23 protein-coding genes are annotated in these 21,339 nt (G+C 62.1%); 11 read left to right on the top strand and 12 right to left on the bottom strand.

Features of this window, described 5'->3' with window-relative positions; translation table 11 throughout:
- Nucleotides 1–687 precede the first annotated feature (687 nt).
- From TSH64_RS06890 to TSH64_RS35260, 9 genes are all read right to left on the bottom strand, one after another.
- Entirely contained in the window at nt 688–936 is a 249-nt protein-coding gene (locus TSH64_RS06890; protein WP_109096107.1) for a hypothetical protein, read from the bottom strand.
- Nucleotides 933–1,811 carry a DNA/RNA non-specific endonuclease gene (locus TSH64_RS06885; RefSeq protein ID WP_109096106.1) on the bottom strand — a complete coding sequence of 293 codons (879 nt, stop codon included), beginning with the start codon at nt 1,809–1,811 and terminating at the stop codon, nt 933–935. Before TSH64_RS06885 ends, TSH64_RS06890 begins: the two co-directional genes overlap by 4 nt.
- A gap of 108 nt (nt 1,812–1,919) precedes the next feature.
- Nucleotides 1,920–3,068: a hypothetical protein gene (locus TSH64_RS06880; protein WP_109096105.1), complete on the bottom strand. Its 1,149-nt coding sequence runs from the start codon at nt 3,066–3,068 to the stop codon at nt 1,920–1,922.
- Between the two features lie 2 nt (nt 3,069–3,070).
- Nucleotides 3,071–3,583 carry a DUF4365 domain-containing protein gene (locus TSH64_RS06875; protein ID WP_109096104.1) on the bottom strand — a complete coding sequence of 171 codons (513 nt, stop codon included), beginning with the start codon at nt 3,581–3,583 and terminating at the stop codon, nt 3,071–3,073.
- A 931-nt stretch (nt 3,584–4,514) separates the two neighbouring features.
- On the bottom strand, nt 4,515–4,877 hold the full coding sequence (locus TSH64_RS06870; protein ID WP_146208001.1) for a hypothetical protein: 363 nt from the start codon (nt 4,875–4,877) through the stop codon (nt 4,515–4,517).
- A gap of 93 nt (nt 4,878–4,970) precedes the next feature.
- Nucleotides 4,971–5,201, bottom strand: coding sequence for a DUF3223 domain-containing protein (locus TSH64_RS06865; RefSeq protein WP_109096102.1), 231 nt, complete (start codon nt 5,199–5,201; stop codon nt 4,971–4,973).
- 5 nt (nt 5,202–5,206) lie between these two features.
- Entirely contained in the window at nt 5,207–5,623 is a 417-nt protein-coding gene (locus TSH64_RS35265; protein WP_146208000.1) for a hypothetical protein, read from the bottom strand.
- 9 nt (nt 5,624–5,632) lie between these two features.
- Nucleotides 5,633–6,001, bottom strand: a complete 369-nt coding sequence (locus tag TSH64_RS06855) for a hypothetical protein (protein WP_109096100.1) — start codon at nt 5,999–6,001, stop codon at nt 5,633–5,635.
- A gap of 477 nt (nt 6,002–6,478) precedes the next feature.
- Nucleotides 6,479–7,093, bottom strand: coding sequence for a hypothetical protein (locus TSH64_RS35260; protein ID WP_146207999.1), 615 nt, complete (start codon nt 7,091–7,093; stop codon nt 6,479–6,481).
- A 662-nt stretch (nt 7,094–7,755) separates the two neighbouring features.
- On the opposite strand from TSH64_RS35260, the gene TSH64_RS36240 reads away from it, so the two are divergent.
- Together TSH64_RS36240 and TSH64_RS36235 are read left to right on the top strand one after the other, a co-directional pair.
- On the top strand, nt 7,756–8,211 hold the full coding sequence (locus TSH64_RS36240) for a hypothetical protein (RefSeq protein ID WP_247872793.1): 456 nt from the start codon (nt 7,756–7,758) through the stop codon (nt 8,209–8,211).
- Nucleotides 8,208–8,648 (top strand): FMN-binding negative transcriptional regulator, encoded by a 441-nt coding sequence (locus tag TSH64_RS36235; RefSeq protein ID WP_282188098.1) that lies wholly within the window; start codon nt 8,208–8,210, stop codon nt 8,646–8,648. The genes TSH64_RS36240 and TSH64_RS36235 overlap by 4 nt, the downstream gene beginning before the upstream one ends.
- 135 nt (nt 8,649–8,783) lie before the next feature.
- Here TSH64_RS36235 and TSH64_RS06845 read toward each other — a convergent pair whose 3' ends face one another.
- Nucleotides 8,784–9,785, bottom strand: a complete 1,002-nt coding sequence (locus tag TSH64_RS06845) for an MYG1 family protein (protein WP_109096098.1) — start codon at nt 9,783–9,785, stop codon at nt 8,784–8,786.
- 74 nt (nt 9,786–9,859) lie between these two features.
- Between TSH64_RS06845 and TSH64_RS06840 the strand changes: the two genes are divergently transcribed.
- From TSH64_RS06840 to TSH64_RS06805, 8 genes are all read left to right on the top strand, one after another.
- Nucleotides 9,860–10,681 carry an isocitrate lyase/phosphoenolpyruvate mutase family protein gene (locus TSH64_RS06840; protein ID WP_109096097.1) on the top strand — a complete coding sequence of 274 codons (822 nt, stop codon included), beginning with the start codon at nt 9,860–9,862 and terminating at the stop codon, nt 10,679–10,681.
- A gap of 784 nt (nt 10,682–11,465) precedes the next feature.
- Nucleotides 11,466–11,648, top strand: coding sequence for a hypothetical protein (locus TSH64_RS06835; RefSeq protein ID WP_146207998.1), 183 nt, complete (start codon nt 11,466–11,468; stop codon nt 11,646–11,648).
- A gap of 34 nt (nt 11,649–11,682) precedes the next feature.
- Complete coding sequence (locus tag TSH64_RS06830; RefSeq protein ID WP_098735646.1) at nt 11,683–11,886, top strand: hypothetical protein; 204 nt, start codon at nt 11,683–11,685, stop codon at nt 11,884–11,886.
- A 273-nt stretch (nt 11,887–12,159) separates the two neighbouring features.
- Nucleotides 12,160–12,891, top strand: a complete 732-nt coding sequence (locus TSH64_RS06825) for a hypothetical protein (protein ID WP_146207997.1) — start codon at nt 12,160–12,162, stop codon at nt 12,889–12,891.
- On the top strand, nt 12,888–14,921 hold the full coding sequence (locus TSH64_RS06820; RefSeq protein WP_109096094.1) for a Mu transposase C-terminal domain-containing protein: 2,034 nt from the start codon (nt 12,888–12,890) through the stop codon (nt 14,919–14,921). Before TSH64_RS06825 ends, TSH64_RS06820 begins: the two co-directional genes overlap by 4 nt.
- A gap of 10 nt (nt 14,922–14,931) precedes the next feature.
- Nucleotides 14,932–15,933, top strand: coding sequence for a TniB family NTP-binding protein (locus TSH64_RS06815; RefSeq protein WP_109096093.1), 1,002 nt, complete (start codon nt 14,932–14,934; stop codon nt 15,931–15,933).
- Nucleotides 15,934–15,942: 9 nt separating this feature from the next.
- On the top strand, nt 15,943–16,776 hold the full coding sequence (locus TSH64_RS06810; RefSeq protein ID WP_109096092.1) for a TniQ family protein: 834 nt from the start codon (nt 15,943–15,945) through the stop codon (nt 16,774–16,776).
- Nucleotides 16,777–17,375: 599 nt separating this feature from the next.
- A complete protein-coding gene (locus TSH64_RS06805) occupies nt 17,376–18,341 on the top strand; it encodes a helix-turn-helix domain-containing protein (RefSeq protein ID WP_247872791.1) in 966 nt (321 codons plus the stop codon).
- Between the two features lie 330 nt (nt 18,342–18,671).
- Here the strand turns inward: TSH64_RS06805 and TSH64_RS06800 are convergent, their stop codons facing one another.
- Both TSH64_RS06800 and TSH64_RS06795 read right to left on the bottom strand, forming a co-directional pair.
- Entirely contained in the window at nt 18,672–19,334 is a 663-nt protein-coding gene (locus TSH64_RS06800; RefSeq protein WP_109096090.1) for a DedA family protein, read from the bottom strand.
- A gap of 205 nt (nt 19,335–19,539) precedes the next feature.
- Nucleotides 19,540–20,574 carry an aldo/keto reductase gene (locus tag TSH64_RS06795; protein ID WP_109096089.1) on the bottom strand — a complete coding sequence of 345 codons (1,035 nt, stop codon included), beginning with the start codon at nt 20,572–20,574 and terminating at the stop codon, nt 19,540–19,542.
- 155 nt (nt 20,575–20,729) lie between these two features.
- On the opposite strand from TSH64_RS06795, the gene TSH64_RS06790 reads away from it, so the two are divergent.
- A partial coding sequence (locus TSH64_RS06790) for a LysR family transcriptional regulator (RefSeq protein WP_247873354.1) occupies nt 20,730–21,339 on the top strand: 610 nt, incomplete at its 3' end.

Raw genomic sequence — 21,339 nt, 5'->3', positions numbered from 1 at the left:
AAGGCCGCCGAATGGCTTCATGGCCGAGTGGACGGCGACGATTCGTCACCGGGCGCATCGGCGGACCCGCCGCAGAGGGCACGTACTGGTATTCAGCGCCACCCCGTCACCCGCCCGGACTGCCAGGCAGTGCCCATGGTTCCTTCCGGGAAGGCCTCCTCGGCACCATCCGGGACTTCGGCGGCGGCCTTCGGCAAATCAACCATGCCGAACCTGCCTTCGGCCCCGGCAGAGCAAGCCCCTTGATGGGTTGCCTCAAGCGCCAAGTCCGGTTCTGGGAGAGGAGGCTCCCCGATTCCCCCCTGTATCACCTGTAGGCGGAGGCTGATGATCGCACAGCGCGTCATCATGGAAGCCGGACTCGGACTTCGTCATGCCGCCCTCTCCGCGTACATTAGACTGAAAGCATGGAACAGATAATCGAAAACTCTGAACACAAATTCTCGCACCAGTTGGTTGATTCGAGATACACGCCCGATTTCAGCATGAACAATCACGCCTACGCGCGCCACCCGTCATGGGTACTACCTGCATGCAGGGTGGTCGCGGCCGCGCCCGATGGAGCCGGGGACGTTCGGAAAATCCTGACGGAGCGCCTATGGCCGGTCGTGGGAGCTTTCGGCCCGGCCGTAGCGGTCGTCGGGATCGACAGACCTCGCAGGTCTATGCTTCCTCCCGGTTCACCAATTACTGAAACGGGTTCTCGACCGTATCCGTCGGCTTCGGCGGAGGGATCTGGTCGGGAAGATCGGCCTCGGCCTCAAGGGATTGCACGACGGCAGCCAGCAGGTCGCGGAGCCTGCGGGCATGCTCCAGTCCCTTCTTGTCGCGGGTGAGGTCGATCGACCCATAGAGCGCCACCCGATCGGTGCCGTTCTCGACCTCGATGTCCCCGATCTTCATGGTTCCGGCGTCATCGGCATACGGCTTGATCATTGCACCAACCCCTTCAGGAACTTCAGGACGTCGCGTTCAGAGAAACCGGGCTCATCCTTCTTCCGTCCCCGCCCCGGCGCCTGGGGTTCCGGAAGAGCCAACACCGCCGACCTGGCCGCGGCCGGGATGCCCGGGAAGACCGAGATGCCGGTGACCTCTTCCAGCTGTGCAATGGGGATGCGCTGGTAATCGTTCCCTGGCGCGTTGGGCACGAGATAGGCGGCCGCCTCACGGCGGCGTGGATCGTAGATTGCTTTGTAGACATGGGTCGGCACGAGCACCCGGCCGCCGATGCGCTGGAGGTTGGTGCCCTGGAAGACGGGACCAGTCACGACGTAGACCTCGCCGCGCGTGTTGGCGAGATGCCGGGTCGCTCCTTCGATGGCGCTCCAGATCCCGCGGTTGCTCTCGCCGACCTGGGGGATCATGTTGGCCAGGGTGAAGCTCTCCTGCTGGGCCTTCGGGGTCGGCATGTCGCCGTTCGGCGCCATGTGCCCCCTATCGTAGCCGGAGCGCTTGAAGTCGGCCAATTCGGAGCGCTCGTCCGGCGGCAAGGCCTGCTCGGCGTGGAAGGCGCTGGCTTCCGGCCGCTCGAGGCCCTTGGCAGCCGCGACGCTGTCCCGGGTCAGGTGCTCGACCGCATAGAGCGGGGTGCGTGTCACGCCGGAATGCATAACGGCGAACGCCGAGTAGCAGAGCTCCCGCGTCTTGGCCGCCAGTTTCGGGTTGAGCAGGTCCGGCGCCACGGCACCGGCATAGTGGGCCGGGCATGCCGTTGCCGCCGCATCGGCCGTAACCGGGAGGGCGAACAGAACGAGTGCCGGAAGCGCGCAGGCGACCGCCCATCGGGCAACGGCATGTGGTCCGCGAGGCATGTTTTCTCCATTCCCAAGGCAGGCCAAAGCTACGACAGCTTGCGGACGGATGTCACGTGAGCCGAAGATCGAGAGCTACCAGAGGATTCGTCGGCTCCAAACAGCTGCTCACTCACCTGGAAAAACTGAGAAATCCATGGGCGCCGCGAGCGTCCAGGTTCGACCGCGGTGCTCCAGGATACCTCGGACGCTGATGAACCTCCCAGCCTTGTGAGCCTCGACGGCGCTCAGATAGTCCTCCGGAGCCAGGTAGATGCGGACCCTGATTAGGCCGTGGTCCTGGCTGTCCCAGTTGACGATGATCTCACGGTCCGAGTTATCCTGAAGGAGGTCTGCGGGATTCCCTTCGGTCTCCAGAGTCCTGATCCGACCCACGACATGGGCGGGGCGCTTAACCTCGTCGGCGCGCAGGGTCCTGGCTGCGGCTCGAAGCAGGTCCACGTGACGGATTTCAACGGAGAACTCCGACTGGTTCTGTAGTCCGTCAGGGGCCTGCCATTCCGGGGAGAGATCGATCCCGATCCTGAGCTTAGCGAGCCCGGTCCGCTCCACCAAGTCAATCAGGTCATCGCACATGTTCGCGCTGAGACCCGCCTGATACTCTTGGGTGATGGGTGACGGATCATCCTGCTTTGCAGCCCGTTGCACTGCGTCAAGGCCGCGCGCGAGCCTCTGCACGACCCGCCTAGCAAAAGGAACCTCCTGCGGGACACCCACCATCGTCGGTTCGTCGTTCAGGCCTACGGGGGATTCGACGACGAAGCCGAAGCTGCCTCGGAAGGTGTGCCCGAAGCGGCATCGGCTCGCGTAATCGGATGCTTCTTTCCGGGTCCGGCCGAAATACTTGCCGGGAGCTAGCTCCGTGGTGGCGGTGCTGCCGAGGAGCGCCCTCATGCTCTCGATGAACTCCGCGGCGAGCTTGAGCTCGATCGTGTCCTGGCGGACATATTCGTCGGGTACTCTGCTCCTGATGATGTCGAACGCGATGGAGCGGATGTCCATTGCGAGGTCGACGAGCGGGCGCTCCTCAATCTGAGACAATGTCTCTAACGCTGCCCTGATGCTCGGCAACGCACGTTCCCGGTCCATCGCCGTAGGCACGACGATCTCGATCTCGTCGTCCCCGGCCTCCGCCGGGAGCGTGAAGAGGACAAGTTTGCGTTCAGTGAAACTCCGCGCAGTCCAGCCGTGCATGGCCAAGTACCGTCTCAAGACGTCTGCGGATATGTCCCGGATGGCTTCGGTGTCCTGGGTCATCGTCACAACCCCAAGCGCCTGGACCGCTCATGGTCCAGTATGGCGTTCAGACTCTCCACGGTCAGCAGGTTCGTTCGCGGGATCCGAATGCGCTTCGTTTCCAGGTTATCCGTAGGCGCTCCCACCAGTCGTTCCCAATAGCAGCAGCGCCGAAGCTCCAGCCGATCCTCCTGGAATACAAGCCATTCAGCCTCGTCCTTGGGCAGGCAGAGGAGGATGAGAACGGCACCTATCTCTGCCGGTTCACGCCCGACCAAGTCGTTGTAGGTCTTTGCCTCAAGATCGTAGACGACGAACCCGCCGTCATGTTCCCAGTCGGTCGTTGCCTTCAGCTGAAAATCGAGAGGGAATCCGGAATCGTTTCGGCGCCCGTTGCGGATCTTCACTGGCCGGAACTGCCCGTCGAAGCCGTAGTCGAAGGCGCTGCCCAGGTTGAAGTTCACGCCCGCGCGCCCTGCGACGGCGTGGATGAAGGCCCGGCTAAGGCACTCCTGCGTATGCTGCTTCGTGATCACGGGAAATCGTCGAGCAAGGTGACCGTAGGCTTGTCATAACCCACCATGGGTCGCTCGACAAATGGAGAGTTCGCGTCATAGCTGTCCGCGCGTCGGGCCATCGGGATCCACGTCTCCATCACCCCCCGACCCGCCTCACGAGGCCACCGACGGTTTCACCGATTCGGCATCCTCCCCCAAGGCAAACCAGCCGATCCATGATGGAGGAGTTACCCTATGCGGGGAACCGGCCGCCGGGCCAGCCTCAGGGCGTCGTAGAGAAGCTCGAAGATCGCGTCGCGCTTCCCCACCTGCAACTGATACTTTGACGGCGGGTGGGCACCGGCGCAGATCCGGAAGCTCGTCCACCGGGGCGAGAGACGACCGCGCTCGGAAGCGTTTTTCAACGGCTTTCCATTCAGAACAATGGATTAGCGGATTTTCAAGCGCCAGAATAAAAGAGAGATAACGGAACCCCGGAGCGCCGCACGCGCAGACTTCGCCTACGCCCATCCCGGTCCGCGATGTTCCCTACCATGCCGAGCCAGTGGCTCACTCCCGTTCCAGGCCGATCGCCCTCCAGATTACGGAAGCTGGAGCCCCACGTCGGCGCGGGAGGCAGGCACTGCCGAATAGTCTTTTATTCTGGTGCTCATTTTTCCTGTAAGAAATTGATATATATGTATTTATCCGAAAATCTACTCCCCCGGCCCGGCCTGAGAGCGGCGGCCTACCGACCTGCACCAGCAGGCTGCCGGGCGCGCCCGGGCGGCCGACCGTCTCACACGCGGCTTGGCTTCGCGCCTGCCACGGCGGAGACACCGATCCAACGGCCGAGCCGCAACCCAGTCTGCGGGGGGCGCCGACGCGCGAGCATTTCCCTGGCCGAACCGGTTGCGCTTCATGCCGCCGTTCACACCCACCGCTCGCCTGGCAACCGCGTAGCCGCCGGTTACCGTTCCCTCCCGTCTCTCCCCTGGCGCAGGTGGGCGTCCTTCTCGACGACGCGCAGCTTCGCCCTGGCGCGGTGGTACGCCCGCCAATCTGCTGCCAGTGCGGCGTCCACCAGCCTCGGCTCGAACTGGTTGTCCGCCGGTGCCGTCACGTGGCTGCCGTCCGGGGAGATCCTGCGCTCGGCCAGGAAGGCCGTCGCCAGCGCCACGAAGGTGTGCGGCGGCGCATGGTCGACATGGCATTCGGAAGGCGACACCGGCACGCCGGTGAGCGCGCACGGCACCCGGCCATCGGTGTCGGCGTGCTCCTCGAAGAAGCGCCTCCTGAACGCCATAGCGTCCCCGTTGATCGCTTCCTTCATCGCCTGGCGCATCTCCGTAAGTCTGCTCGGCCCCTTGCCGTCGATGGCCCACCCGACCGAGAAGTCGGTGGCCGACCCGTCCACGCGATCAATTCAGAAGCAGGGGTGCTTCCCCTTAGGTGGCTTGTCGACACGGAACCGGGCAACGCCAGCCCCGCGCTTATCCGCGGCTTCGGGATGACGGTCGAGCAGCCAGAGCAGATGGCTAGCGTGCGGTTCCGGGATAACGGCGCCCACCGGGTACGCATGCAGGATGGCGCGGTAGTAAGCCTTCGCGGCCGCATTCGAGCGGAATACGAGCGGGCCGATGTCGATGGCGGGCATATTCGTTACTCCTCCACGGTTTCGGTTTGCGGGGGAATGTCGACGTCGTCGAAGCAGCCGGTCCTCATCCGATCCGGCGCATCGCGGAAATCCTGGGTTGCCTGCTGAGCGCGGTCGTCGGCCAACTCCATCTGGCTCGCCATGAACGCCTTGAAGGCGGCAAAGCGGTGGACGGCGCTGTCATCGAGCACACCTCGGACTGTGAACGCCTTCTTCGGTGGATGCGCGTACACGAACACCAGGCCCGCCTCGACATGCGCGGCGGCCGTGCCCGGCGGAGCTTCGGTGGCTCGACTGCCTGCTGCGGTTCGGCATTCCCTGAAGCCTGCTCGTCCGCTCGCCCCACTCCTTGCCAACGAAGATGTCGGTAGGCGGTGGATGTTGCGGCTCGCGTGCGCCGGGGACACGAACGTGAGCCGCATGAAGGTTGCTTATACAGAAGGGATGCCGACAAACCGGATCGTGTCGGCCATTTCGACCCGGCCGTCGTCATGTTGCTTTATGGCCCCCAGGAGGCTCAGCACGCCGAGGGTCGCTTCAAGCTGCGACGGATCGAGGCCGATGGCCTTGACGATCTCGTCGGCGGAGACGCTCTTCTGCTGCTTGATGTCGAACTTTCCGCCACCGAGGAAACGAAGCACAAACCCGTGGCGAGCGGCGATGCCATCCCGGACATCCACGACGTACTGGCTGCTTACGGGAGAAAGAAATGAGGCTGTTCGTTGTTGCCGACGGTCGAACGATGGGGACAAGCGCGCACGATCCTCCGCTCCAATGATGACGCCGACGGTCTGGGCCATGCCGACAGAAATGCACGTTGCCCGCCCGATGTGAATCCTATGTCTGTGTCAGTCCAGTAGCGTATCAACATTTAAGTAGCTAAAATGCTCAGGGCAAGCAGCCCGCCAACTCATCGGACTCCTCGCGCTTCTATGCTTGGGCGCAACTCCTTGGTTTCTCTTAACGCTCTGGTTTCTCTTAATGACTCAAATTCGCGCGCTGCCCTTTCTGCGCTTCTCAAGGCTCGATCTCCTTTTGTAGACTCCTCCAATCTCTGAAAAAATCGTTCATTCTGAAAAGTTTTATTATTGACCGACGGGAGAGTTTTTGAATACTTGAGTATATCAATGGCTTCCCGCGCTTGAGAAGGATTTTCAAACTGAAGTAACTTCTCGGAAAATTCATTTTCACTCGGCTGGTATTGGATTTCATTACTTTGCGAGTTGGAGCTTCCGCACACTATCGGTAGCAGTAGTATTATAACAGTAATTGCATTTCTACGGATCAACATGATACGCCCCACAAATTGCGTTTAAATATGTTGAAAAATATTGTTCTAGACTTCCATTGCTCGTAATAAAGGCTTGCAAACCGACGCTTCGATCAACAAGGCCACACTCCGCCAATCCAACTATAGTTATCCTACACGCTTCTCGTGACATAATACCTGACAGGAAATTAGCAATATCTGTTTGGTCTAGACGGACTCTATCCCCAACCAGATTTGATAGTATTTTTCTTTTTTGTCCCTCGGAAAACTTCGACATATCTATAATTTGTGCCTCAACACCAAAAATTATGCGATAGGCGTCGTCCCTTTTCACCTCGTTCTTCATATTTTCAACGTCAATATTGTGGAGATCTATAAACTCACTCATATTTTCATGTCTGTACATCTCCAGTTCCTTAAACAAATAAAAAAGTTCCGCGACATGCATAACGTTTTCGCTATAAATTATGCTAACCCTCTCCCTGTCTAACTCTTCTCCTTTGCCTTTAACATGACTCCGGGCGTGAAATAAAATATCGCGAAAGAATGCAGATTTGGCTGCTTTCAATGCTTTAAGGCAGCGCAGTTGCGGACTGCGAAACACATCTGAAGTGTCGGCCATTGAGTTAGCCCCCCTTAGGTTCAACGCTCGGGGAAGCGTACCAGAAAATTGGATATTACCCGCACCGCGCAAAAGGCTTCTTAGAAACAATGCTCCCACAATACCGTGGCAGGTTCATAGTCATTCCATCAGCGATGGTCAAATGCTCTGACAGAAATCGGCCACAACAGAGGAGATTCCATATGGACCGCGCAAGACAAACTGAGATTGCGAGGCGCATTGTTAATATATATGCGTCCGCATTGATTGGCGCTACAAATTTCCTCAGAGCTACAGCGTCAAACGCATATTTAAATTCTCTGGAAATATACCTGCCTATCCCCGTCCACTGCCATTATTGCCAGTCATGGCGCGCAGCGGACACGAGGGTTGCTATGGACAGCGTTTGCACGCCCATTACCCAGGTCGTGAACGTCGATCAGGATAGCTCTCTCACGCTTCCTCGCTATCAGGCCAAAGGCGATCTCGCCATCCTGGCCCTGGTGGTCGTGGTATGGCTCATCACGCGGCGACGCAGCTAGTGCCCAGACACAGACGGAAGATGCACGTAACGTGCCCTCAAGGCCTTGATTTCCCAGGCCAGCTTCTGAACCATCTGAATGCGTCTATGCACTAGCTTCCCAGGGGAGCGTCTGTCTGGCGATCGCAGGCCAGCGTGATCCATGCTTGTGGACGGCGGCCTGAAGCTGCCCAGTTCCGACAGAATGGAGGCCATGGTGGCAGACGGCGCTTCGCCCATACCAAACGCAGAGATGACGGACGAAGAGTGTGCTGCCCTTCCGCCCGTCCACGAAGTCCCGCAAACCGTCGAACGGGCCTTGAGCTCGTTGCGACACTCAAGACATAAAAACCGCAACTGCCGGGCACTGTCGCGGACGCTGGCAGTGTTTGGGGAACTCGTCGAAAGGGACGGCACCGCTGAGCAGGTCGCCGAGATGGGCGAAATGCGGCAGTGGCTTGCGGAAGCCATTGCCTACGAGGAACTGAATGGACCTTTCAGCCTCCTCAACTGGGACCACCCCACCGAAATCTGGGTCGAGAAGGCGCTTGCCTTTCGCGGGGAGGCAACTCGCAGAGAGGAACTAGCCGCCTGGCGGACGGCGCATGGTCTTGGTTGAGGCCGCCTGCATGGCTTCATCTACCGTCTGGAACCATCCCGGCAGCAAGCCGCGATCATCCTCGACGACGAAGCTGTTTCGCCGCGACGAACCCCGGCGGGAAGGTGGTGCCGACCTGGAACTACATCGCGGTGCATGCCTACGGCCCGGCCGAGTTCTTCGACGACGCGGATCGCCTGCTGGAGGTGGTCACGCTACTGACAGACCTGCACGAGGGTCGCCGCGTCGCACCATGGGCCGTCGCGGACGCACCGGTCGACTTCTTCCGCGCGCAGCTGCGGGGCATCGTCGGGCTGCGGCTGCCGATCACACGCATTCAGGGCAAGCGCAAGATGAGCCAGAACCGATCCGCCGAAGACCGGGCCGGGGTGGCTGCGGGCCTCGCCACCAGCGACCGGAACTCCGACCGGGAGGTCGCTGCCCTCATCCCAACCTGATCCAGCCCTCCCGACGCTTGTCGGCGCGCATGTGGAACTCATCGCCTCCAATCTTGAAGCGGCGAGTTCCACCTTTAATCGGGCAGCTTGGGCATCTGCGCCAACGTGCTCACCAGCACGAAGCCGGTTGCAGCGTTACTTGGCGCCCAACCCCACCGGTTCCCGGGCAAGGCCGAGGGCGATGCTGGCCATCGCCAGCGCGCCGTTGCGCGAGCGGGCGGCGGCGATGAAGCGGTTCAGGTGGCAGAACACGGCGTCCGGCACCCCGGACACGCGGGCGAGTTCGGCGTCACGCACGCCTGCCCAGGCCGCGGGCAGCGGCAGCTTCTGGGCGAAGCTGCCCGGCTCGGGCGGCATGCAGCCGACCATCCAAGCGTCGCCGCCCTTATCCGGGTAAACGGCGAACAGCACCGGCAGGTCTGCGTCATGCGCCGGTCCCTGCCAGGGCATGCCGCGGTCGAGCTCCAGCACGCGCGGGTCGGCCGAACGGGCATGCGCCTCCAGCACGATGTCGCGGGCGGCGATGCGAGCGCGGATCTGCTCGACGCGACCGTCGAGGAAGGCGCCCGCGATCTCAGCAGCCCGAGCGAAGCGCTCGTCCTCGGCCCGCGACCGGTTGGCCGGGTCGGCGTCCCAGGGCAGGTTCAGGACCTCGACCAGGGACGGCAGAGCCATCCCGTCAGCGACCCGGGCCGCCCGGTCGAGGCCCTCGTCGCCGAAGTCAGGGACAGGGCGCTGGCCGTTGTCGGCGAGGTCGACGAGGCGGACTACCTGCTCGTCCATTTCCGTCCAGACCCGCTCAACGACGTCCTCGCCGCTGCGTCCCGCCAGGATGGCGCGCACCGCGTCACGGCCGTAGGCGGCCCAAAGCAGGCCCGCCGAGGAGTAGGGCGACCCGTCGGGACGCACCGGGGCACCGCGCTGGTGGTGGTCGAAGCGCCCCCGCGCGGGGTCGAAGACGCCGCCAACGTCCCAGACGATGTCGGCGGCCTCGATCACGCTCTGGTCGCGGGTACGCGTCAGCATGGAGATGGCCAAAGCCTCAGGCGGCAGGGCGCGGCGCAAGATGGCGTAGCCCAGCACCTCATCGCAGTGGAACGAGCCGCTGTGGGTGACAAGCCGAAGGCTCTTCGTCATGGTTTTCCTCCAGATGGATTCCAGGACAGCCCTCGGAAATCCGGATCTAACAGCCCTCTTTTAGGAGATGAACCATGGTCCGCACCATCGCAGAAAAGCGTGAGGCCTTCCGTGCACTCCATGAGGAGGGCTGCTTCATCCTGCCGAACCCCTGGGATGTCGGTAGTGCCAGGATGATGGAGCACATGGGCTTCAGCGCCCTGGCCTCGACGAGTTCAGGCTATTCCTGGTCCCAGGGACGCCCCGAAAACGGTGTCGAACTCGACGATGTCCTGGAGCATCTTGGGAACCTCGTCCTCGCCACGGACCTCCCGGTGAACGCCGATTTCGAATCCGGCTTCGCCCATGATCTGGAGGAACTGGCTGCGAACGTTCGCCTCGCGGTCGACCTTGGTGTCGCGGGCCTGTCGATCGAGGACATCCGCGCCGATGGCGGACCTGGCTTCTACGACACCGCCATTTCTGTCGAACGCATCCGGACCGCGCGTGCCGCCATCAATCAGACCGGCGAGGATGTCATCTTGGTGGCTCGCACCGAAATCCTGCTGAGCGATCCCACGCGGGTATCCGAGGCAATCGACAAGCTGGTGGCCTTCGCCGATGCAGGCGCCGATTGCCTCTACGCGCCCGGCGTGATCGAGAAAGCCGACATCGCGAGCATGGTCCGCGCCGTGGCACCGAAGCCGGTCAACCTGCTTGTGATGCGCCCGGACGCCACCCAGGCTGAGATCGCCGATCTCGGTGTGCGGCGGATCAGCGTCGGCGGCGGGCTGGCGCGGGCGGCCTGGGGCGCGGTCATGCGCATGGCGGAGGCGATGAAGGCTGGATCGTTCGAGGGGCTCGCATCCGGCATATCCAACAAGCAACTCAACACAATCTTTGGCCGCGGAGATTGACCTGCCGTGCCTTCTCATCCTCGATGTCGTCCTTTTTAACCCCTACCTCTGCGTCGGCATCTCTCTGCCCCTGATTCGACTGTTCGTGGCCGGAGACCTCGGCCTCGGCAAACTCTGGGCAGGGGCTGGGTGTCGGTAGCGCCCTCCTCGCCACCATCCTCACATGTGGGTTCGCCGGAACGCTCTTGGATCGATGTGGCGGGAAGCCAGCCGTCAGCCGGGACTGGTCTTCAACGTGGTGAGTGGGCTGGTCTCGATAGTCGCCGAATGCTGTCTCGGGCCTCACGGCACAGGAGCGAGACTAAACCTCGCTCGGTGCCCCGAGTTAGAGCCGCGCGCCACCCGCAAGAAACTGGAAATGCATTTATTCCTCTTTGACCCGCGGTTTCGGCCGCTAGGCGCTCTCCAAACCTGTTCATAAACCAGCGAAATTTCTGACCGAAACATTTCCAATCCCGCGCTTACCAACCGTCGTACCGAAGTCATTCACAAGGATTTCAGAACATTGAAAATCGCAGACGGGCGACACGAGATTTCTTTGTCAACATAACTGCGGAATCCCTATCACATTCGGACCATAATCATTTCGGATGGCGCAAATTTATGCTGACTGTTACCCAATGGAAGTGTCCAACAGAATGGCTTCCAGCGTTACAGATTCAGGATTGACATCCGAACACTTGAGGAACATTATCCCGCTCATGGATGACAGGAGGGATAAGTGTCCTATCATGGAGCCATCATCTTAAAGATGTACCGGTGCACCGCAGATGCCTCGGAACTGATGCGCGACGAGCCGGTCATCTGCCGCAATGAAACCGACGCTTGGAGCCGCATCGAGCGCATGATGGCCCGACCTCGGTATCGGGGAGCGCACATCCTCCGCACCAACGCCAACGGAACCCCGGTGGAGATCCTGGCCCGCATCGGGCAGGTCCTGCCCATCAGCAACCTCCCGGACCTCTGATCGCCCGCTCAACAAGTCGACAGGAGGGCATCTCATGGAAGCGGTCGAGGGTGAACGTGTCGCAGGCTACCTGATTCTGACGGACATAGAGGGGCGCCGCCACGCCCTACGGGCCTCCACAGTGCTGGGTATCAGCGAGGCCGACGACTTCGGCGACGAATGCCTGCTCCAAATGCCCGGCGGTCGCTTGTTGCGGGTGAAGCGCTCCCTGGACGAAATCCTGACTTGGTTGTGCTGAGCAGAACGAAGGTTCCTTGCCTCCGTGACGGTCTGAACTGATCGCGTGTAGGTCGAACTTGATAGCAAGGACAAAACCCATGTTGACAAGGATCAACAGCCGAGGGTATAAAGCGATCATGTCGAATCGCGCCCCCGCATATCATTGCTCTCTAGTCAGCCCGGTGGCTGGCTCGCGCGCCTTTTTCGGCATCATATCGGCCTAATCCCCTGCTTTGAACCTGCCGTCGGCTTCTGACGACGGCTTGCCACGTTCACAGTGGATTGGCGTTCCATGCGCAAATTCAGCCCCCTTGCACCTTTCGGTGCCACCCCTCAACTTGGCATTTTCGAGCCTCACGCCACGCGCTGCCGAAAACTCTTGCGCAGCCCTCAGAAGCCGAAGAAAGCGCCCACCAAAGAACGCAAACCCGTCCTGCTCTTTCCGAGCATGAAGGCTGGCCTGATCGGCGCCCGACGGTACTGGTACATCGACCAATTTTACCTGCTGGACGCTGACCCGGTCGTGGTGTCGTACACCACCGAAACGACGCAGATGGTCTTCGAATCCGACGGCGCGGCGCGTACTCACCGGCCGGACATCGTGGTCGAGGAGCGGTCCGGCCGCCTTGCCCTCAGCTTGCTGCTCGAAGCCGAGGCCACCAACCCCGATAACGTCCACGGCATTGCCGTCCTGAAAGAACTCTACGCCGAACGCGGGATGCGGTTCCAGGTCATCACGGATGCCGACCTGAAGGGGTCCTCTCGGCTCAACAACGCGAAGACCCTGTTCCGGCACCGCGACATCCCCTTGCCGAGCACGATGAGCTTCGCTTTGGCCGCTGCGGTGGCGCGTGGCCCCTTGCCAACGCTCGGCGCTGTGCATCAAGCGCTGGGCGGAACCAACGAAGCCTGGATAGCGGTGCTCGGCCTGGTCGCCCGAGGTTTCATCGAGGCCGACCTCGGCATTCCGCTCGGCTCATCCACCCGAATTATCCGAATCGTTGGCGATGGAGTACGCTTATGACCGCCCAGCGTTTGCGCAAAGACCAATTCGTCGCCATCGACGGTAACATCTTCCAGCTTCGCCGGGTAGTCACCCGCCAAGCTGACGGTGCCCGAGCCTACCAGTTCGAGCATCCCGAGACCGGCGAAATCATCACCAAATCCATTGCCGAATACGAGCAGGGCTTCGTCGAAGGCACCATCGAACTGGCGGAGGATCCGGCCAAGGCATTGGATCCCGAGACCAAAGCGTTGCTGAACGTTGACTTCGGATCTGTACCGGAGACCATGCGCAAGGCGGCCCAGCGTATCTTGCCCTACGTGCGCGGCTTCCATGACCGCTGCATCCGCAGCAAATCCAAAAAGCCGCTTACAAAATTCATCAATGAACTCGCCGCGGAGATCGGCGATACGCATCCGCCCGCCTGGAACTCCTTGTGCCGACATCTGGGCCAATGGGAAAAGGCAGGCACTCGCGACGTCCGCATCCTGGTTCCTAAATATCACAAGCGTGGTCCCAGACAGCGCCAGATGCACCCGTTCATCCAGGAAAAGCTGACGTGTGCAATCAACGAGGTCTACCTCACGACTTCCAAGAACAAGGCGAAGCACGTCCGAGCGGCGCTGTTCGAGGAGGTCAAACGCTGGAACGCTGAACACGGTCCCGAACAGCAGTTGGCCTGTCCGGCGCTGCGAACCATCCAGCGGGCCATTAAGGACATCGACCAGTACACGAAAGCCTTGAAGCGCTTCGGCAAGGCCTACGCCGACCATCACTTCAAAGCGGTCATGGTCGGTCCCGAGGCCAAAGACCTACTCGAGTTCGTAGAAATCGACCACACGCAGGTCGACCTCAAGGTGCTGGATGACGAAACGGGTTCGGTCTTGGGGCGGCCATGGATCACGGCGGTCATCGACCGCTACAGCCGGTGCATCGTCGGCTTCTACATCGGCTTCACCCCACCGTCGATCACCTCGGTGATGATGGCGCTACGGCACATGATGACGCCGAAGGAGTACGTGAAGCAACGTTACCCTGAGGTGCAATCCGAGTACCCGTGCTGGGGCGTGCCCGATCAGGTCATCTGCGACCATGGCGCCGAGTTCCACAGCGAGAGCCTCATTGAAGCCTCCCAACAGTTGGGCTTCACGATGACCTACGCCCCCGTCGGTTGCCCGGAGTTCAAAGGCAAAATCGAGCGCTTCTTCCGAACCGCCAACGAGAATGTCGGCCACACAGTCACCGGTACCGCTCATCCCGGTGTGCGGGATGGCCTGGTCGCGAAGACGGCAGGAGAAACGCAGATTCCCTTCAAAGTCTTCGTCGCTCGCTTCCACCGCTGGGTGCTCGACGTCTATCACCGCAGTGTTCACGAGGGCATCGTCGACGTCCCGTTACGTCGGTGGAAGGAGGCCGAAGCCCGACGCGAACCGCGTCGCCCTCCGTCTATGAAGTCTCTGAATGCCCTGCGCCCGAGCGACAACGTCACCATCACTCGTGAAGGCATCAAGCGGGGGCGTCTGCGCTGGAACAGCCAGGAGCTTCAAGCCATTCGGACACTTCCCGATTTTAAGGCGCAAGACACCGTAAAGATCCGCATCAATCCGGATGATGTTCACACCATCGAGGTCATCCATCCGAAGTCCGGCCAGCCGTTTGCCGTCGGACCTGCGGACCCGAACTTCCCGACGGGTATTACGCTGTTCCAATGGGAGCGTGCGGTGAGCTTGGCCAACTCACGAGCCTCGGGGGCAGTCAACCACGACATCATCATGAAGGCGCTGAACGACCTGCGCATCCAGGCTGACCAGCTTCTCCGCCAGAAGAACCGGTTCCACACGAAGAAAGTAGCCCGCTTCAAGAACATCGGCATGCAACCCGGAGACTTCACCCCCAAGGATCCGACCGATGGCAACGCTGCTCCCGAGCCTGTGAACGAAATGCCTGCCGTGAGTGCACAGGAGGTTGCCGACCCCATGCCGCCGTCGGCTCCACCAGCACAGGCCTGGGCGACGAAGATCCTGCGCAAGAACAATCCTTCAACCATCTGAGGCCCGTCCCATGACCACCGAAGACAGCAAGAGCGCCCGCATGCGCGCCGTCGAAGCCATCCGAGCTTGGTATGTCCGCTACCCGGGGCTTGAGACCATCCGACAACAGTTCGACCGCATGCGCGACCGCGACAATTCCCCTGGCGAATCGGGATGCATGCTGCTGCATGGCCCTTCACGCTCTGGAAAAACGCGCCTCATCACGGACTATGTCGAAGACCACCCGCCTGTTCGTGGGGAAGACGGCGACCGCCAGGAGGTCGTTTACATCAAGGCACCCTATCCGTGCACCCCGAAGAACCTGATGGAGCAGGTTGCCCGAGATCTTGGGCACCCGCGCCCGAACGCCATCCGCACCGGCCGTTACGGACGGGGTGGGCGCCTGTTCGACACCATGGACGTCGTGCTGAGCTATGCCCGTGAACTCGGGGTACGGCTCATGTTCATCGACGAGATCCATCAGATGATCGACCAGAAAAACAACCGCGCAGTGATGGATGGCGCGACGCTGCTCAAGGACCTCGTGAACGAGGCCACGTTCTGTCTGGTGGTCTCCGGCACCTCATCTGCCAAGCGCATTTTCGAGTGCCATGAGGAACTGCGCGGGCGAATGCTGGGGAACTTCGAACTCCAGCCGTTCCAATGGTATGATGTGGACCGGCGGGCCACGTTCATCACCTTGCTCGAGCGCCTCGATGGCGAGTTGCCTTTCGCGCGCTCCGGACTGGCCGACGACGATATGGCGGTGCGCATCCATGTCGCCTCGCGCGGTCTCATCGGTGAAGTGGCCAAGCTCATCGAGAACGCGGGGATCCTGGCGGTTCAGCAAGACGCCCCGCGCATTTTGATGCGGCACCTCGCCGAGGCCTTCGAGATGGCGGCACTGGAGAAGGGCGGCGCCAACCCGTTCCTCGGCCCGACTCCCAAGCCGCAGAAGCTGGATGCACTACCTCCGGACGGCCTGATCATCCGCCGTCCTGGGACGCGCGGTGACGAAATCTTCCGCCCATAGGAGTCCCCAATGCTCCCGCTCCGCTTACGCGCCCTTCCAGAGAGCGGGGAGAGCTTGCCAGGCTTCCTAGTGCGGCAAGCGGAGCGCGCAAGGCTTCGGAGCGTGTCCGAACTCGCCGCCATGGCAGGCTTGCGCCAGCCCGGGTCGACGGTTTCAAACGACGACCTGGGACCGCTTTCCAGCCTGACGAAGGCACCCATCGAGCGGCTCGAAACCATGGCCTACCGGGTCGTGGGCAAAGGACGGCACCACTTCCATGGTGGGGTCGTCGATCGGGATCTGATTGCGTTGTCGCCCCGTCGCGCATGTCCTGCCTGCTTGGCCGACGCGCCGTTCCATCGGATGGTCTGGGATCTTGCTCCGGCAACTGCCTGCATCCAGCACGCTTGCCGCCTCATAACTGCATGTCCCAGCTGTGGACGGTTGCTGGATTGGCACCACCCTTCGATAGCGAAATGCCCATGCGGCCAGCCGATTGCCGACGCCCCAACAACACCAGTGACCGAGACCGAGGTGGAGGCTGTCACCACCCTCCACCGTTTGGTTGGAAACCAGCCGATACCGTGGCTCCATCCAACCTTTACCGAGTGCGATCGCTCCGATTTGGTGAAGATAACGTTGCTGATCGGAATGGCGGCGATCGGCTGGACCGGCCGATGCCGGGTGGTGTCGCTGGTCGCCACTGGATCAGACGCGACAGCCGCGGTGACCATCGCCGGAGTCGATGGGCTGCGGCAGTGGCCCGAGTCCTTGTCGGAAATTGAACGGCAAGGAATCAGGCCGCCCTGGGTTTGGAGCGGTTCAGCGCCCTCCCTAATACACCTCCGTAAAGTCGCTCGCTGACGTCGCGTCCACACCGTTAGGGGCGAGCGTGATTCGAACGAATTCGAAGTACAACTGGTGTGCCGGAACTCCTTGGCGTAGGGTCGCAGCGAGCGATCAGAACGTCAGCAGATCCCATGTCTTCGCGCCTTCGATTCCGTCTGGCTCCCTTTGGGGGCGAAAGCCTTATCGGATTTCTGTGTAGAGTTGCTGAGCGGAACCATACCTCGCTGTCCATCCTATACAATATGGCGGGCAGCAATCAGCAGTCCAATTCCCCAACCCCAAAAACACTAGAACAACTTGCACTCATAACCGGCTGCGCCGTCGAAGTTTTAAATGCAATGTCGTACCGGACGGATGACATGCAGCGGTTCAGACGGTTCCGAGGACACACCATTCCAATACCACTTCTTTCTTGGAAGCATCGCCGTTTCTGCCCGACCTGCATCAGAGAGGAACCTTTTCATCGCTCTATATGGGACCTTTCTATCGTTTCCGCGTGTCCGCGCCACAACTGCCTGCTCAATTTTCAATGCGATGCATGCGGACGAAGCCTGGAATGGCGCGGAGACCATCTGTGGGAATGCGCCTGCGGTCACGCGTTTACATCGGCGCAGGTGAAACCGACCGCGCCCGCCGAGTTGCTCGGAACACGCTTTGTCTTTGGCCTGCTCGATGAGCCCGGCTTCGTCGATGCCGCATCGCCGTCCGGATCGGTTCCTCCGTTTGCTGACCTGCGCGTGGTCGAGTCTTTGGGTTTGCTTCACACCCTGACGCTCGAGCGAGCCATCTATGAACGAAAATCCAAGATTGCAGGTGCCATTGAGCCCCCACATGTCGTCCTGACTGGAGCTTTGCTCGCCTGCTCGGAATGGCCAACCCAGATACCTGGATTCCTCGGCTTGAAGCGCCCGTCGAAGACCAGACCGCTCTCGCGGTGGCTCGAGTCCTTGTCAGACGCCAAAGCCGGGATCCGTGAGAGCATTCTCGCCGCATTCGACGACGCCCAGACCTCAGCCATCCAGGAGCGTGGCCCCCTGATTTCCCTGGAAGAGGCCGCCCGGTTACTAAAGACACCCGAGCGCAGACTGCGTCATGCGGAAAGCCTGTTCCGAGCTCTCGGACAGCGGGCAGGTTCGCGAGGGTTTCTGTCTCCATCACTGGTGCAGAAGCTGGCCGCCGCGGATGAACGCCTGCTCACTTCAGCAGAGGGAGCTCAACTTCTCGGCGTCTCACAGCAATCCTTTATCGCGATGGCCGACGCCGGACTGCTTATGAACGTTAAGGGCAAAGCCTCCGGCCGAGGAACCATGTTCGCGTTGAGCGAGGTCAAGCGTTTGCTCGACGATGTCCAGAGCCGGGTCACCGTCGCCCCGGCAGAACCAGGAGTCCGGCTCATCCGAATAGGCGCCTCCTCTTCGCCAGCATTGAACGGCCGAAAGACCGTGCGTGTCGTCCAAGCGTTGCTAGACCAGGAACTGCTCTGCGCTGGCATCGATCCCGATGCGAACGGGCTTCAGCGATACCTACTCGATTCACGAGAGGTTACGTCATTTTTGAGAACCAAAGGTTTGTCTCAATAATCATGTCGCGACGGCCCGGTTGTCTCAATAATGGTGTCGCGGAGTCTCATTTATCGTGTCGCCGGAGGACCTCGAATCAATGGCTTAGCACGCGCTGAGTCTCACTAATCATGTCGCGGGACAGCATGGCCCGCGTGGCGGGGACAATGGAACAAGGACGGAGACCGTCAGGCAATGGGGCAGGACAGAGGAAACGCCTGAATTTTGAACGCCTCCACCGCCGTGGGCCGGACGGCTGGGCAGGGCGGCGGAGCGGTCATCGGCACAAGGGGTACAATCTGCCGCCCCGAAATGAGTTGTCACTCCGAACAGTCAGCCCCTGCCAAGCAGCTAGCAGCCCGTTCTTTCCGGCGCCCCCTCGACGGGCGGAGCGGGCACGCAGGATTTGGCCGCCCCTTGCGTCATGCCGCCATCGGCGGCCGGTGCGGAGCGGTCGCCCACGCCGCTCCGGTCGTAACCGGTCCAGGCGAGATGGCCCGGCGACATCAGCAGCGGCGCCCAGATCACGGCCGACAGGATGTTGAACGCCTGGAACTTCCGATGGGGCATCGCCATCATGCCGGCCGTCGTCGGCACCACCGCACGCAGCGGGCCGATGAAGCGCGCCAGGAAGACGCTCTTGCTGCCATGCCGGAGAAAGAAGGCTTCGCCACGGCCGCGCAGTTCGGGATGCCGGCTGAGCGGCCAGAGCCGGAACATGCGCTCGCCATAGCGCCGGCCCAGCCAGTAAGAGGTGGCGTCCCCCAGGATGGCGCCGCCCGCGATCGCCAGATAGACCGACCAGAAATCGAGAACGCCCGCGGCGACAAGCGCGCCGCTCGCCGTCAGCATGACGACGCCGGGGATAAGAAGCCCGACGAGCGTCAGCCCCTCCGCGAAGGCCATCAGGAAGATGATGATCTCCGCCCAGTCCGCGTGCGTCTCGATGAAGCCCGCAAGCGCGGTCCCATAGGCCGTGAAATCCAGGGCCGCGAAATCCGGAAGCCCCGTCATGTCGGCGCCCGCGTCGTCTGGCAGCTCGAAGGGGGTTGGCGGCCGGGGCGGAGCAGGTCCGGATCGATCATGACGAGGGCCTTGGTCCTTTTATCGCGGGTTCGGGCGCTTCACAGCTGGGCCCGTCGCCGTGGCCCTACAAGACCGCGCCGTTCGGTTTATGGCGCCGGGGCGGCAAGACCCGCACTCCTCAGACCGGCACTCCTCAGACGGGCATCGGATTGAGCCGGGCGAAGCCCTCCTGCGTGCGGTACGGGTAATAGGGGTAGGCGGGCATCACGTCGCTGGCCGCGTCGAGACGGGCGATCTGCCCCGGTTCGAGCGTCCAGCCGACGGCCCCCAGATTGTCCCGCAGCTGCGCCTCGTTGCGGGCGCCGACGATCACCGAGGAGACGGTCGGCCGTGCCAGCAGCCAGGCGATGGCGACCTGGGGAACGCTGCGCCCGGTCTCGGCCGCCACGGCGTCCAGTGCATCGACGATGCGGTAAAGCCGCTCCTCGTCGACGGGCGGCCCCCACTGGGCGGTGTCGTGCAGGCGGCTGCCCTGCGGGATCGGCTGGCCACGGCGGATCTTGCCGGTCAGCCTGCCCCAGCCGAGCGGGCTCCAGACCAGCGCGCCGACCTTCTGGTCGAGGCCGAGCGGCATCAGCTCCCATTCATAGTCGCGCCCGGTCAGCGAATAATAGACCTGATGCACGACATGGCGCGGCCAGCCATGGCGGTCGGCGACGGCGAGCGACTTCATCAGCTGCCAGCCCGCGAAGTTCGAGGCACCGATGTAACGCACCTTCCCGGCGCGGACGAGCGTGTCCAGCGTGTGCAGCACCTCCTCCACCGGCGTGAAGGCATCGAAGGCGTGCAGCTGGAGCAGGTCGATGTAATCCGTCCCGAGCCGCCGGAGCGCCGCCTCCACGGCGCCGATCAGCCGGTGACGGGAAAGACCGGCATCGTTCGGCCCGTCGCCCATCGGCAACCCGGTCTTGGTCGAGATCAGCGCCTTGTCGCGCCGCCCGCGGATGGCGGCGCCGAGCACCTCCTCCGAGCCGCCGTCCGAATAGACGTCGGCGGTGTCGAAGAGCGTGACGCCGGCATCGAGGCAGATGTCGATCAGCCGCCGGGCATCCCCGACGTCGCTGTTCCCCCAGGCCGAGAACAGCGGTCCCTTGCCGCCGAAGGTGCCGGTCCCAAAGCTGAGCGCGGGCACCTTGAGGCCCGAGGCACCGAGTGTCCGGTACTCCATGTCCTGTCCTTCCGTGATCGAGACTGTCGCGGTCGCGCCGATGATGGTGGGCGATGGAAGCGGCCGCCTGCCAACGATATAGCCGACGGAGCAGCTGTGAATTAGGCTGCCGCCAGTCCCAGGACTTGTGACGCGGGGTCATCGTCGTGACGCGGATGGATGTCAACCGGGCGGCCGAGATGGAGGTCTTCGCGCGGGTCGTCGATCTCGGCGGGTTCACCGCGGCGGCCCGTGCCTGCGGCCTCACGCCATCGGGCGTGAGCAAGCTCATCACGCGGCTGGAGACACGGCTGGGCACGCGGCTGCTCCACCGGTCGACGCGACGGCTCAGCCTGACGCCGGAAGGCCAAGCCTTCCACGCCCGCGCGGTGCGGATCCTGGGAGAGATGGAGGAGGCCGAGCGGGAGGCCTCGGCCGGTGCGGCGCCGCGTGGACATCTGCGCGTCAACAGCAACGTCCCCTTCGGTATGCGCTACCTGATACCGCTGGTGCCCGAGTTCTTGGCCACCCATCCCGGCGTCACCCTTGACCTCGTGCTGTCGGATGCGGTGGTCGACCTGATGGAGGAGCGGGCTGACGTTGCGATCCGGACCGGGCCCCTGCGAGATTCCAGCCTGATGATCCGCAAGCTAGGCAGCACCCGCATGGTCGTGGTCGCTTCCCCCGCCTACCTGGAGCAGCATGGAACACCGAGACACCCTGGCGACCTTGCCCGGCACAAGGGAATCGGCTGGACCTTCCCGCGGACCATCGGCGGTTGGCCGC

Origin of the sequence: Azospirillum sp. TSH64 (assembly GCF_003116035.1) — a bacterium.
Taxonomy (GTDB): Bacteria; Pseudomonadota; Alphaproteobacteria; order Azospirillales; family Azospirillaceae; genus Azospirillum.
Note: the sequence above shows the minus strand (reverse complement) of the source record. Positions and strands in the feature narration are given on the sequence as shown.

Coding starts and splice junctions, on each gene's coding strand:
- TSH64_RS06890 (WP_109096107.1), bottom strand. CDS start 936: ATGATCAAGCCGTATGCCGATGACGCCGGAACCATGAAGATCGGGGAC.
- TSH64_RS06885 (WP_109096106.1), bottom strand. CDS start 1,811: ATGCCTCGCGGACCACATGCCGTTGCCCGATGGGCGGTCGCCTGCGCG.
- TSH64_RS06880 (WP_109096105.1), bottom strand. CDS start 3,068: ATGACCCAGGACACCGAAGCCATCCGGGACATATCCGCAGACGTCTTG.
- TSH64_RS06870 (WP_146208001.1), bottom strand. CDS start 4,877: ATGAAGGAAGCGATCAACGGGGACGCTATGGCGTTCAGGAGGCGCTTC.
- TSH64_RS06865 (WP_109096102.1), bottom strand. CDS start 5,201: ATGCCCGCCATCGACATCGGCCCGCTCGTATTCCGCTCGAATGCGGCC.
- TSH64_RS35265 (WP_146208000.1), bottom strand. CDS start 5,623: ATGCGGCTCACGTTCGTGTCCCCGGCGCACGCGAGCCGCAACATCCAC.
- TSH64_RS06855 (WP_109096100.1), bottom strand. CDS start 6,001: ATGGCCCAGACCGTCGGCGTCATCATTGGAGCGGAGGATCGTGCGCGC.
- TSH64_RS35260 (WP_146207999.1), bottom strand. CDS start 7,093: ATGGCCGACACTTCAGATGTGTTTCGCAGTCCGCAACTGCGCTGCCTT.
- TSH64_RS36240 (WP_247872793.1), top strand. CDS start 7,756: ATGCTTGTGGACGGCGGCCTGAAGCTGCCCAGTTCCGACAGAATGGAG.
- TSH64_RS06845 (WP_109096098.1), bottom strand. CDS start 9,785: ATGACGAAGAGCCTTCGGCTTGTCACCCACAGCGGCTCGTTCCACTGC.
- TSH64_RS06840 (WP_109096097.1), top strand. CDS start 9,860: ATGGTCCGCACCATCGCAGAAAAGCGTGAGGCCTTCCGTGCACTCCAT.
- TSH64_RS06835 (WP_146207998.1), top strand. CDS start 11,466: ATGCGCGACGAGCCGGTCATCTGCCGCAATGAAACCGACGCTTGGAGC.
- TSH64_RS06830 (WP_098735646.1), top strand. CDS start 11,683: ATGGAAGCGGTCGAGGGTGAACGTGTCGCAGGCTACCTGATTCTGACG.
- TSH64_RS06825 (WP_146207997.1), top strand. CDS start 12,160: ATGCGCAAATTCAGCCCCCTTGCACCTTTCGGTGCCACCCCTCAACTT.
- TSH64_RS06820 (WP_109096094.1), top strand. CDS start 12,888: ATGACCGCCCAGCGTTTGCGCAAAGACCAATTCGTCGCCATCGACGGT.
- TSH64_RS06815 (WP_109096093.1), top strand. CDS start 14,932: ATGACCACCGAAGACAGCAAGAGCGCCCGCATGCGCGCCGTCGAAGCC.
- TSH64_RS06810 (WP_109096092.1), top strand. CDS start 15,943: ATGCTCCCGCTCCGCTTACGCGCCCTTCCAGAGAGCGGGGAGAGCTTG.
- TSH64_RS06800 (WP_109096090.1), bottom strand. CDS start 19,334: ATGACGGGGCTTCCGGATTTCGCGGCCCTGGATTTCACGGCCTATGGG.
- TSH64_RS06795 (WP_109096089.1), bottom strand. CDS start 20,574: ATGGAGTACCGGACACTCGGTGCCTCGGGCCTCAAGGTGCCCGCGCTC.